This is a genomic window from Microbacterium sp. Bi128 (genome assembly GCF_918698205.1).
In genome coordinates, this window is the sequence record NZ_CAKKMM010000094.1 from 1 (window position 1) to 12,444 (window position 12,444).

General features: G+C 71.8%; 10 protein-coding genes and 1 pseudogene. 5 read left to right on the forward strand and 6 right to left on the reverse strand.

Going from position 1 to position 12,444, the window contains the following annotated elements:
* A pseudogene (locus LQV45_RS09435) lies at positions 1 to 906 on the reverse strand (hypothetical protein); the annotation flags it as partial.
* A complete protein-coding gene (locus LQV45_RS09440) occupies positions 882 to 2,345 on the reverse strand; it encodes an ABC transporter ATP-binding protein (protein WP_230006788.1) in 1,464 nt (487 codons plus the stop codon). The gene LQV45_RS09440 and the pseudogene LQV45_RS09435, both read right to left, overlap by 25 nt.
* Here LQV45_RS09440 and LQV45_RS09445 point away from each other — a divergent pair.
* From LQV45_RS09445 to LQV45_RS09460, 4 genes are all read left to right on the forward strand, one after another.
* Positions 2,326 to 2,784 (forward strand): hypothetical protein, encoded by a 459-nt coding sequence (locus tag LQV45_RS09445; RefSeq protein ID WP_230006789.1) that lies wholly within the window; start codon positions 2,326 to 2,328, stop codon positions 2,782 to 2,784. The genes LQV45_RS09440 and LQV45_RS09445 overlap by 20 nt on opposite strands.
* Positions 2,785 to 2,965: 181 nt before the next feature.
* Positions 2,966 to 3,658 (forward strand): NTP transferase domain-containing protein, encoded by a 693-nt coding sequence (locus LQV45_RS09450; protein WP_230006790.1) that lies wholly within the window; start codon positions 2,966 to 2,968, stop codon positions 3,656 to 3,658.
* 56 nt (positions 3,659 to 3,714) lie between these two features.
* Positions 3,715 to 4,644: a hypothetical protein gene (locus tag LQV45_RS09455; RefSeq protein WP_230006791.1), complete on the forward strand. Its 930-nt coding sequence runs from the start codon at positions 3,715 to 3,717 to the stop codon at positions 4,642 to 4,644.
* Between the two features lie 72 nt (positions 4,645 to 4,716).
* A complete protein-coding gene (locus LQV45_RS09460) occupies positions 4,717 to 6,051 on the forward strand; it encodes a phosphotransferase (protein ID WP_230006792.1) in 1,335 nt (444 codons plus the stop codon).
* A 7-nt stretch (positions 6,052 to 6,058) separates the two neighbouring features.
* On the opposite strand, the gene LQV45_RS09465 is transcribed toward LQV45_RS09460, so the two are convergent.
* Positions 6,059 to 7,288 (reverse strand): hypothetical protein, encoded by a 1,230-nt coding sequence (locus tag LQV45_RS09465; RefSeq protein ID WP_230006793.1) that lies wholly within the window; start codon positions 7,286 to 7,288, stop codon positions 6,059 to 6,061.
* 42 nt (positions 7,289 to 7,330) lie between these two features.
* On the opposite strand from LQV45_RS09465, the gene LQV45_RS09470 reads away from it, so the two are divergent.
* Entirely contained in the window at positions 7,331 to 8,416 is a 1,086-nt protein-coding gene (locus LQV45_RS09470; protein WP_230006794.1) for a glycosyltransferase, read from the forward strand.
* A 17-nt stretch (positions 8,417 to 8,433) separates the two neighbouring features.
* Here the strand turns inward: LQV45_RS09470 and LQV45_RS09475 are convergent, their stop codons facing one another.
* The 3 genes from LQV45_RS09475 to LQV45_RS09485 all read right to left on the reverse strand — a co-directional run.
* Entirely contained in the window at positions 8,434 to 9,891 is a 1,458-nt protein-coding gene (locus tag LQV45_RS09475) for a CDP-glycerol glycerophosphotransferase family protein (RefSeq protein WP_230006795.1), read from the reverse strand.
* Positions 9,888 to 11,156 (reverse strand): CDP-glycerol glycerophosphotransferase family protein, encoded by a 1,269-nt coding sequence (locus LQV45_RS09480; protein WP_230006796.1) that lies wholly within the window; start codon positions 11,154 to 11,156, stop codon positions 9,888 to 9,890. Before LQV45_RS09480 ends, LQV45_RS09475 begins: the two co-directional genes overlap by 4 nt.
* A gap of 39 nt (positions 11,157 to 11,195) precedes the next feature.
* Positions 11,196 to 12,444: S1C family serine protease (locus LQV45_RS09485; RefSeq protein WP_230006797.1), on the reverse strand; the 1,249-nt coding region annotated here is incomplete at its 5' end.

The window sequence follows — 12,444 nt, forward strand, 5'->3', positions numbered from 1 at the left end:
GTTCACGACATAGCGACGATCGCGCAGCCAGTACGAGAGACTGCGCGCCGCGACGGCTCCTCCGGGGGTGCCGGGCAGCAGGGCGAACCACCCGAGACCCGCGCGCTCGCGCACCGTGACCGGACGCGGTGTGGTGGTCAGCAGGATGCGGACGAGCGCGAACCACGCCGCCGCGAGCAGGGCGACGGTCGCCAGCGCCACGACGACGCTGCCGATCGCCGCACCGGTGCTCGGCGCCAAGGCGATGCTCCATGCGGCGCCCACGGGAGTCCAGGCGAGCACCTCGGCGGCGGACACCAACTGCGTCGGCACCGAGCCCCGCCACTCGAGAGACCCGAAGAAGATGCCGACCGGCACGACCACCACGAGGACGGCGACGAGGTAGACCCCGATGAGCTCACGCGATTGGCGAGGCCGGCGCACGAGAGCCCCGAGCGCCATGCTCACCCGCGCGAGGAGGACGCACGTGACGATCCCGAGCACGATCGAGGCCACGCTCGCCACGACGGACGCGCCCTGCGCTGTCCACGCCACCGCGAGGCTCACGGCGAGGACGAGGACGACCAGCACCGGCACGCTGAGCAGCCCCGCCAGCAACAGCGCGGCCGCGAGGGGACGCGGCTCTGCGCCGACGACGGCGAAGCGCCGCGGATCGAGCGGATCGACGGATGCCGTCACCGGCGGGGCGATCGCGAAACCGAGCGTGACCGCGGAACCGGCGAGCACGGTCACCACCGCCGTCGTCAGCCGGTTCGCGTCGGCGAGAGCGACGACGTTGATGACGGCGAAGACCGTTCCCGCGACCAGCACGAACAGCCCGACCGCACGACGGAGAACGTGATCCCGGTCGCCCCGGAGGGCGCCGAGCATCATCGCGAGTCTCAGGCGGAGAACGTGTGCAACCACTCGAGCCCCTCCACGTCGCCGAGGCCGCCCGCGAGCTCGAGGAAACGTTCCTCGAGCGTCGAGCCACCGCGCACCTCGTCGACCGTGCCCTCGGCGAGGACCTGACCGGCCACGATCACCGCGACGCGCGAACACACCCGCTCCACGAGTTCCATGCCGTGGCTGGAGAGGATCACCGTTCCGCCGTGGTCGACGTAGGCGCGCAGGATGTCGAGGATCACCGCGCTCGACACCGGGTCCACCGCCTCGAACGGTTCGTCGAGGACGAGCAGGCGCGGCGAGTGGATCATGGCCCCCGCGAGCATCACCTTCTTGGTCATCCCCGCCGAGTAGTCCGACACCGGACGCCCGAGGGCCTCGACGAGGTCGAAGGCGCGAGCCAGATCCGCTGCGCGGCTTTCGACGACCGGTGCGGGCAGCCCTCGCAAGGCGCCGTAGTACGACAACAGTTGGCGGCCCGTCAGACGATCGAAGGTGCGCAGACGATCGGGCAGGACGCCGATGAGCTTCTTGGCTGCGCGCGACTGGCGTGCCGCGTCCATCCCGTTGATCTCGACCGTGCCGCCGTCGGAGCGCAGGAGCCCCGCGATGATGGAGAGGGTCGTGGTCTTCCCGGCGCCGTTGGGGCCGACGAGCCCGTAGAACGAGCCGGCGGGAACGGTCAGATCGATTCCATCGACCGCGCGCACCTCCCCGAACGTCTTCGTCACGCTGCGCAACCGCAGTGCCGGGACGCCCGCGTCGGCATCGGGCGCCTCGACGGCAACGGCCGACGATGCCGTGTCGGAAGATCGGCCGTCGGAAACCTCGGGCTCAGCGATCACCGGCTCCTCGGCCGCCGGTTCTTCGATGACCGGTTCCTCTACGACCCGCGCCTCGACCGGTGCATCCGCCGGCGTCGGGTCCTGACTGATCGTCGAGTCGGAGTCATCCGGTTCGTGCGACGCGAGACCGGTGCGCCCGACATTCGGCTCGGCAGCGAGCTCTTCAGACACCGGCACCTCGGGCGCCGACTCCTCAGACACCGGCTCGGCGGCCACCGGTTCCGCGACCACCGGCTCCTCGAGCTCAGGCGCGGACTCGGGCTCGGGCTCGGAGACCACCGCTTCGTCGGGCGCGGACTCGGAGGCCACCGCTTCGTCCGTCGCAGCCTCAGCGTCCACCAGGGGTGCACCGGCGACCGGCTCCGCGACCACCGGCTCCTCGACGGCCACATCAGCGGGAATGGGATCGGCGGCGACGGGGGCGGGCACCGCGCCGAGCTGCACGACCAACGGAAGCGGCGGGCGCGGCGGGACGACCAGATCATCGGGAAGCGGGGGCGGAGGACCCGGGACCACCGTCGGGGTCTCGACGCCGGCCGGCTTCGCCGCGGGGGTGCGCGGCGTGGCGGGCTTCTTCGCCGCGGGGGTGCGCGGCGTGGCGGGCTTCTTCGCCACGGGGGTGCGCGGCGTCGCGGGCTTCTTCGTCGCCGCGGCCCGGGGCGCTGTCGGCTTCTTCTCGCCCGTCGTGCGCGGTGTCGCGGGTTTCTTGGCGGCGGCGGAGCGCGGCGCGGCAGGTTTCTTCTCTGCGGCGGCCCCGGGTGCGGCGGGCTTCTTCGCCGCCGTCGGCCGCGGGCTGCGCGACGAGGACGTCGTGGAGGCACTACGCGGAGACGACGCGCCACGTGAGGCCGATTTCGGTGTCGTCGGCGTGTCGTCGCCTCCGGACTCGTCCGCGACGGCCGCGGCAGAAGACGCGGGGCGACGCGGGGCGCGGGGCTTGCTGACGCGCGGCTTCGCCGTGGGAGCGGCGTCGACGCTCGCCGCGTCGTCCTCCGACGAAGCGGGGGCGGACTCGGGGGGCTGCGGCAGCGACGCTGTCATCACTACAAACTAGCAACCCGCTCCGACACGAACCCTGGGGCGGGCCCAGGGAACGAGATCCGGCGTCATCACGAAACCACAACGACCAGAGCGAATAATGCACCTTCTCAGGCCGTTTGGCTAGCATGAATTCGACACGAAGGCGTGACATTCCGGTGAACCGGAAATGACAACTCATCCCCCAGGAGCCTGCCTTGACCCTTCAGATCGTCATCCTCGCCGCGGGCATGGGCTCGCGACTCGGTCGCAGTCTGCCCAAACCTCTCACCGTTCTGGCCGACGGCCGGAGCATCATGCAGCAACAGCACGACAACGTCCACGCCGCATTCGGACGCGACGCACGCATCACGACCGTGGTCGGCTATCGCGCCGAGACCGTCGTCGACGCCTTCCCCCGGGTCGACTACGTCTACAACGACCGCTACGACCAGACCAACACGTCCAAGAGCCTCCTGCGCGCGCTCGGCGCAACGGGACGCGGCGGCGTGCTGTGGATGAACGGCGACGTCGTCTTCGACCCCCGGGTCCTCGGGCGCGCGGTCGAGCTCATCGATGCCGACCGGTCGTTCGTCACTGTCAACACCGCCAAGGTGAGCGACGAAGAGGTCAAGTACACCGTCGATGCCGAGGGCTTCGTGAAAAACCTCTCGAAGGTCGTCACCGGCGGCCTCGGTGAGGCCGTGGGCATCAACTACGTCTCGTCCCGCGACAAGAAGACCCTCCAGCGTCACCTCCAGCGCGTCGACGACCAGGACTACTTCGAGCGCGGCATCGAGCTCGCGATCGCGACCGAGGGCATGCGTGTGGAGCCGCTCGACATCTCTGATCTGTACGCCGTCGAGGTCGACTTCGCGGAAGACCTCGAGCGCGCGAACCTGTTCGTCTGATTCGCGGCGCGAGTCAAGACCCCGCCGATCGGTACCGCGCGGGGCAGGATGTTCCCATGGCCGAGAAGGTGCACCGCATTCATTCCCTGCCCGACGACGCGCCCTGGAAGGGCGGGCTGCCGCCGGAGGGATCCGATGAGCATCCGCGCACGATCCGGATGCTCGACCGTGTCCTGGCGGTGCAGCGCCCCGCGGTCCTCGCCCACTTGCGCAGCATCCGGCTTCGGCATCCGGATGCCTCCACGCAGCAGATCCTCCGGATCCTCGAGCGGCGCTACCTCGCCGCGGTCACGACCGGTGGCGCCGCCGTGGGCGCGACCGCGGTCGTCCCCGGCATCGGTACCGGCGTCACTCTCGCGTTGAGCGGCGTCGAGACCTTCGGGTTCCTCGAGGCGACGGCGCTGTTCGCCCAGTCCGTCGCGGAAGTGCACGGGGTGGCCGTCGACGACCCCGACCGCGCCCGAGCGCTCGTGCTCACCCTGATGCTCGGCAAGGAAGGGATCGACCTCGTCTCGCAGCTGGCCTCCCAGGCCGCCGGGCGCGGCGGCAGCCGTTCCACCTATTGGGGCGAGTTGGTCACCAAGACACTGCCGCGTGCGGCGGTCGGCCCGCTCGTGGACCGGCTGAAGACCACGTTCGCCCGACAGTTCGCCGCCCGCGGAGGTGCGTCCTGGCTCGGGAAGGCACTCCCCTTCGGCGTCGGCGCCGTGGTCGGCGGGGCCGGGAACAACATCCTCGGCCGACGCGTCCTCGTCAATTCGCGCCGCGCCTTCGGTGCGCCCCCGCTGATCCTGCCGCGCGACATCGAACCGCGCCCCGGAGCCGAGCGACTCGAGCGTCGCGCCGCCGGCGGAGTCCAGCGCGTGGGCGGAGCGATCGCCGGAGCGGTCGGGTCGGCGACCCGCCGCACGGGGTCCGTGGCGCGAAAGGCACTCCCCCGACGCAAGGAGCAGCCCGACGACGACACATCGACCGAGGCATCCTGACCGCCCTTCTCATCGACTCCGTCCGGACGCAAGACCTGGGCGCAAGCGGGCGGATCGCGTTAGCCTCGCGACATGGGCGACCTCCTCGATCTCCTCGCCGTCTGGATGCCGCGTCAGCGCTGGTATGGGACGAAGGGCCGTGATCCACAACTGACCCTCGTCGCAGAGTGGAAGCTGGATGCCGCGGCATCCCGGCTGCTGCTCGTGCGCGACGACGCTGCCACTCCCCCCGTGGTGTATCAGGTGCCCGTGTCACGGCGCGACCCCGAGGGGGTGCTGCCCGGGAGCCTGATCGGTCCCGCGGACGAGGGACGGGTCTGGTCGGATGCCACGACCGACGGCGCCTTCACCGATCTGCTCTTCGGCTTGGTGTCCTCGGCTAGGAGCGATGCCCTCGCTCCGGAGGGGCTCGTCGGGATCCCCCTCGCGACCCCGTCGACCGTGCCGGAGGCGTCCGTTCCCGCGCGTGTGCTCAGCGGCGAGCAGTCCAACACCTCGATCATCTTCCGGCCCGAGGGTGGGCGTCCGGTCATCTGCAAGCTCTTCCGACAGGTCAATGCCGGGATCAACCCCGACGTCGAGCTGCAGTCGGCGCTCGCCAGCGGTGGCGCCACCTTCGTCCCCGCGGCGATCGGCGAACTGCGCGGCACGTGGACCGCGACGGACGGTGAGAGCGTGACCGGGTCGCTGGCCTTCGCGCAAGAGTTCTTCGAGGGCGTCGAGGATGCCTGGCGCGTCGCCCTGCAGGCGGCGCTCGCCGGGGACGACTTCACCGCGTCCGCTCGCGCCCTCGGCGAGAGCGTCGCCGGGATGCATGTCGCGCTGGCCGCGGAGTTCCCCACGGTGGCCCCCGATGCCGCGGTCCGCTCGACCATCGCCGGAGCCTGGGAGCGTCGGCTCACGATCGCGCTGACCGAGGTGCCCGCGCTGACCCCCTACGCCGAGCGCATCCGCGCCGTGTACGCCGCGGCAGCGGCGGCGGAGTGGCCACCGCTGCAGCGGGTGCACGGCGACCTCCACCTCGGTCAAGTGCTGCACACGCCCACGAACGGGTGGGTGCTGCTGGACTTCGAGGGCGAACCGCTGCGTCCGATCACGGAACGGCGGAGCCCCGACCTCGCGGTCCGCGACGTCGCCGGCATGCTCCGGTCGTTCGACTACGTCTCGGGCGCGGTGGCGGAAGACGATGGAGCAACCGTCCGGGCGTGGGTCATCGCCGCCCAGGAGGCGTTCCTCGACGGATACGCCGCGACCGTGGGGACGGGACCGGCGGCGCCCGACACGCTCCTCGCGGCCTTCGAACTCGACAAGGCCGTGTACGAGGCGATCTACGAGACGCGCAACCGCCCCGACTGGATCGGCATCCCGCTCGCGGCGATCGGACGGCTCGCGCCCCTCGACCGCTGACGCGCGCTCACCCGGCGGACGAGGAGTTCCGGTCGTCCCACCGCTCCATGAGCACGCGCACGGCATCGTGGAAGCGACGGGTCGAGGATCCGGGCGCCGTGTCGCCGAAGTAGTGCCGCACCCAGTGGTCCAGGCGCTCGACGGCCGCGGGGTCGTCGAGTACGCGATCCGCCCGCTCCACGATGTCGCCCGAGTCCGCGGCATCCAGCCATTCGCACGCGGCGAGGTAGCCCGTGTCGTCCACGAGCGCTTCGGGGTCGACCGGCCGGGTGATGAGCAGGGGTTTACCCGCGGCCAACCGGTCGTAGACCATCGCCGAGATGTCGACGACGGCGAGATCGGCCGCCGCGAGCTGCCAGCCGAGGTCGGGTGCGGTGTCGTGCACGTGCTGCGCGGCGGGGTCCGCGGCGTTGGCGGCCGCGAGCGCCGCGACGATTCTCGCGTTCGCGGCGGCGTACGCCGGATCCACGACGCCGGACCGAGGGTGGGGGCGGTACACGACGCGGTGGCGACCCGTGGCCAGCAGCGCCGAGACCAGCGCCTCGCCGTGGGTCACGATCGAGCCGTAGTGGGCCGAGGGCCGGTCCCCCTCCCACGTCGGGGCGTACAGGACGACGCGGCGCTCGTCGGGGGTGTAGGGCAGCGCGCCGGAGTAGTGGTCGGCCTGGGGCCGGCCGATCGCGAACGTGCGCCGGTCGAGGTCGTAGTCCCACAGGGTGCGGGACAGCCGCGCGCGTGCGGCATCCCCGGCGATGAAGGCGTAGTCGTACGCCTTGAACTGGTTCGTGGTCATGTACATCTTGTCGGACTCGCCGTGGTTGATGAACACGTGCCACCGGCGGCCGTATCGGAACATCTGGAAGTTGCGGGTGTTCTGGTTGACGTAGAACACGATGCGCACGTCCTGCTCGTCGAGCACCTGTTCCACGTCGCGCACGGTGGGGGCGTAGGCGACCGGGAGCGCGTCGTCGCGCAGGAGCGCATCGGCACCGCGGATGGCGCGCGAGATCACCATGACCGGCCACTCGCGCGCCAGCTCGCGCAGCGGGGCGTACCACTGACGCATCTGGTACATGTTGACCGGACCGTCGGCGAAGTACACGGCGATGCGGAAGCGGTTCTGCGGGAGGGGGCCGCGCTCCGCGAGCATGCGGCGCAGATCGATGCGCGCGCGTCGGGTGGCGAGGGCCTTGCGCAGCAGCCCGACGGCGAGGACGGCGTCGCGGGCGAGAGGCATCGTTCCAGGGTACCGGCCAGGTCGGCGTGAAAGGATCGCCGGATGCACCTCGCGACCCCCGGCCGCCGAGACGCGCCCGTTCCCCCCGACGACGCCGGCGTGAGCTTCGTCATGCCCGTCCTCAACGAGGAGCGGTATCTGCGCCGCGCCGTGGCGTCGACGCTCGCGCAGGAGGTTCCGGGGCCGGTGGAGCTCGTCCTGGCGCTCGGACCGTCGACGGATGCCTCGCGGGCGATCGCCCGCGAGATCGCCGCCGCCGATGCCCGCGTGGTACTCGTGGACAATCCGGCTGCCGACATCCCGGTCGGCTTGAACCTCGCGATCCGTGCCAGCCGGTACCCCACGATCGTGCGCGTCGACGCGCACTCGGAACTCGTGCCGGGGTACACGCGACGCGCTCTGGCGACCCTCGCGCGCACCCGCGCCGCGAACGTCGGCGGCGTGATGCGCGCCGACGGCCGGTCGCCGTTCCAGCGGGCGGTGGCGCGGGCGTACAACTCCCGCGTCGGTCTCGGCGGCGGCGCCTACCATGGCGGCACCGAGGAGGGCGAGGCGGAGTCGGCGTACCTGGGCGTGTTCCGGCGGACCGTGCTCGAGGAGGTCGGGGCGTTCGACGAGTCGATCCGCCGCGGCGAGGATTGGGAGCTGAACCTGCGCATCCGCCGCGCCGGGTACCGCGTATGGTTCGATCCCACGCTGTCGGTGGTCTACTGGCCGCGCGAGAGCTGGCCGCGGCTGGTACGGCAGTTCCGCGCCACCGGCGCGTGGCGCGGCGAGTTGGTGCGCCGCTACGGCCGACGCAACTCGCTGCGGTTTTTCGCTCCCCCGGTTCTCGTCGTCGCGGCGGTCGCCTCGGTCGTCGTGGGCGTGCTGCAGGCGACCGGGGTGGTGCGCGGGCGACGGTCCGGCCTCGTCCACGCGCCGGTGACGGCGTACGCCGCGCTCGTCGGCGCGGTCGCGCTCGGCCCCGGCGGGGGTCGCCGCTGGCGGGACCGGGCGTGGACGGCGGCGGTGCTGCCGTCGATGCACGTGCCGTGGGGCGCGGGGTTCCTGTGGGCGATCGCGCGCGGCGCCCGCGACACGGTCGACACCTCGCGGCTGGACGGACGCAACACGCCGCTTCCCTGAGCCCGCGACATCCCTTCTCAGTCGCGGTCGACGAAGCCCTGATCGAGGATGCGGGCGACGACCCGCTCGGCGGCCCGGCCGTCCTCGCGCGCGACGAACACGCGCCGGAACCGCTCGTACCTCTCGCGGAAGATGTGCGGATCGATGTCGGCGATCGCGCGTTCGAGCTCGTCCTGCGTCCGCACGACGGGACCGGGGGCAGCCTCGAGCAGGTCGAAGTAGAACCCGCGCAGCTGTCCGCGGTAGTGCTCAAGGTCGGGCACGAGGAAGTACATGGGCTTGCCGGTGATGCTGAAGTCGAACATGACCGACGAGTAGTCGGTGATCAGGGCATCGGCCGCCGCGAACAAGCGCGCGGCATCCGGATACCCCGTGACGTCGATGACACGCGGACCGCGCGCGTCCTCTCCCGGCAGGAGGGTGCGCGTGTGCCCGCGGACGAGCACGACCGCGTCGGCCGTTTTCGCCAAGGCGGCCGGATCGACGAAGTCGACGATCTCGTCGCGGTCGTCGCGCCAGGTCGGGGCGTAGAGAAGCACTCGTTCCTCGGCGCCGATCCCCAGGCTCCGCCTCGTCGCCGCGCCGTCGTCGGCCTGCAGCGAGTCGTTGCGCGGATACCCCTCGACCCAGATGGGACGCCGCCGGAACGCGTACGCCCGCGAGAGCACCCGCGCGGCATACGGGCTCTGGGCCAGGAGCACGTCCCAGCGCCGGCTCTCGCGCACCACGGCGAGCATGCGCCGCGGGTCGAATCCCGGCCGGTGCAGCGCCAATCGCTTGAGCGGCGTACCGTGCCACGTCTGCAGCACCGTCTGACCCGGCGTCCGGACGAACCGACGACGCAGCCAGTCGTTGACCACCAGCAGCCGCGCGGCGGCGCGGGCCCGCCACCACTCGGGGCTGCCCTCGACCACCGCGACCGCCCCATCCGGCACCGGCACCGACAGGTCGACGACACTCCAGTAGCGGGTGACGCCGGGGGCGACGCGGGCGAGCTGACGATCGATCGCGTACGGGTTGCACGCCGCCGTCCGGCCGTAGAAGCTCTCGAAGAACACCGCGTTCTCGAGCGGCTGGCGCGAGGTGGCGTACCGCCGTTCCAGCGCGGCCTGCCCCTCGCCCGATTCGTACGCCGGGTCCACGGGCGGCCCGACCCGAAGCCGACCGCCGTCCCAAGCCGCGCTGAGGCCCGGCAGGACGGTGCGAGCGAGGGATGCCGTGGGAGGCTCGGCATCCTCGGCCTCCCCCGGGTCGATGTGCAGACGGTACTCCCCCGTCGGGAGCGGAAGCTCGGGCCCGCCCCACCGGGCGGCGCGCAGCGGCAGCACCGCGCGCCAGGTGCGTCCGCGACCGTGCAGGCGCGCCGCGACCCGCGCGCGAGGGCCCTCCAGCGACACGGCCGCGGGCCGGGGGCCTGTGCCGGAGATCTCCAGAACGGCGAGGCCGTCCTCCTGGGTGAAGCGGGCATCGGTCATGGCGTCCTCTTCCTTCGGCTCCCCGCGGAGCGGCCGCGCGCCTCGGCATCCATCCGCGCGCGGACGGCCCGGTGCACGCGCTCGGCATTGCGCCCGTCACGGTGCGCGTGCACGGTCGCGCTGCGCCGGCGGGACGCGTCACGCGCCACGGACGGGTCGTGCAGGATGCCGTCGAGCCGATCGATCGTCTCGGCCCAGGTGCGGGCGGCGTCGTCACCGGCGACGTCGGCGTAACGTCCGTACAGCCCGCGCCGCGCCGTGTACGCCTCGAGGTCGGGCGCGAAGAACGCGACCGGCAGCGGCACGAGCGCCGCGTCGAAGGCCAGCGAAGAGTAGTCGGTGATGAGCGCGTCCAGCCCTGGGAGCAGCGGCGTGACGTCTGCGACGACGTCGCTGCCGAGCAGCCGGATGCGCCCGCTCGACGGGCGGTAGTCGCCGACGCTGAGCGGGTGCGGACGTACCAGCAGGACGGCGTCGTGCCGCGACAGCACCTCGTCGATGCGGCCCCAATCGGTCGCCGTCGGAATCGCGGGGTCGGGCGCGCCGTCACGCCAGGTCGGCGCGTACAGCACGACGCGACGCTCGTCGAGATCGAGGTCCAGCGCGGCCGAGATCGCGTCGCGGGCCGCCCGTCGGCGATCCGCCGCGGACCCGAGCGAGAGCACGTCGACACGGGGTTCGCCCGTAACGGGAACACGGGAGTCATCGAGGCCGAAGGCGGTCTCGAGCCGACCGCGGACGAGGTGCGACGCGGCCGGGATCAGCGAGATCTGCCGCATCGTGCGCCGGTACAGCACGGCGAGCAGCCGGTTCACGGCCCGCGATTCCGGCAGGAGCGCGCTGCGGGTGGTCTCGGGTGAGTCCAGTCCGATCCGCTTGAGGGGGATGCCGTGCCACAACTGCACGACCAGCGCTCCCGAGACCGCATAGCGCTGCACGTCACCGAAACCGTGCGTGACGACGATGACGCGAGCGCGGGCGGTGCGCCAGAGACCGCGGAGCGAATCGCGCCGCACCCACGGGATGCCGAGCGCCTCGGCATCCGCCGTCTGGACGTCGTCCGCGACGAGCCAGGTCGTCCGCTCGCCCGCCGCAGCAGCGACCTGCCACAGCGCGAGGGCGCCGTCGGCCACGCCGACAGCGCAGCCGAAGACCCAGCGCTCGCGCGAACGCGGGACCACCGCCGTCAGCAGTCGCCCCGCCACGTAGAGCGGAATGCGCTGGAGTTTTCGCGCATTTCCCGCACCGAACGAGAAAGACGCCACCCCGCGAGCCTATCGCGGGGTGGCGTCCGGACCCGAAGGTCAGTTCTGCATGGCGCCCAGCGTCACGTCGGTGGTGCTCTGCTTCCCCCCGCGCACGTAGGTCACCTTGGCCTCGGCACCCGCGGCGAGCGCGCGCACCTGAGCCGTCAGGTCGACCGAGTTGGTGATGGGGATGCCGTTGAACTCGGTGATGACGTCACCCTTCTGCACTCCACCGGCCTGCGCTGCTCCGCCGGCCGAGACGTCGGCGACGTAGGCACCGGTCGTGGTGGCGCCCTGGATCGAGGCGGCGTCCTGGACGCTCGCGCCCAGCAGACCGTGGGTCGCCGCACCGGAGTCGATGATCTCCTGCGACACGCGCTTGGCGATGTCGGAGGGGATCGAGAACCCGACACCGATGTTGCCGGACTGGCCGCCGCCGGGCGACGAACCGCCCGCGCTGGCGATCGCGACGTTGATGCCGATCAGCTTCCCCTGGTCGTCGACGAGCGCCCCACCGGAGTTGCCCGGGTTGATGGCGGCATCCGTCTGGATGACGGCGATCTTGATCGTCTGGGTGGTCTGGGGACTCTGCTGGCCCTGACCGAAGTCGAAGAAGAACGGGCTCTCGCCGCCGGGTTCGCTGCCCTGGTCGGAGTCCGAACTGTCCTTCGGCGCCGCGGACGAAGCGACCTGGATCGACCGGTTCAGCGCGCTGACGATACCGGTCGTCACGGTGTTGGGCAGGCCCAGAGGCGCACCGATCGCGACGGTGTTGTCGCCCACGTTGAGCTTGGACGAGTCCGCCCACTCGACGGGCGTCATGTTCGACGCGTTCTCGAGCTTGATGACGGCGAGGTCGTACGTGGGGTCGGTGCCGACGAGCTTCGCCGCGAACACACGACCGTCGGACGTGGTGACCGACAGCTGCGCGTCCCCGGTCTTGCCGTCGAGCGTCACGACGTGCGTGTTGGTCAGGACGTAGCCGTCGTCGCTGAGGACGACACCGGATCCGGTGCCCCCGGTCTGTCCGCCGCGGGCGCTGATCGTGACGACGCTCGGAACGACCTTCGCCGCCACGGCGGCGGTGGCGTTGACGTTGCTCGGGTCGTTGACCGTGATCGCGGTCGGGCCCGAAGCCGTCGCGCCGTCCGAGCCGCCCCAGAGGGCGAGACCGGCGTAGGTGCCGCCCAGACCGGCGCCACCCCCGACGAGTGCGGCTGCGACGAGGAGAGCCGCGATCTTGGCCCCGGAGCCCTTCTTCCGCGACTTCGCGGTCGCGTCCGACTCGGGCAGGGCCAGTGTGGGC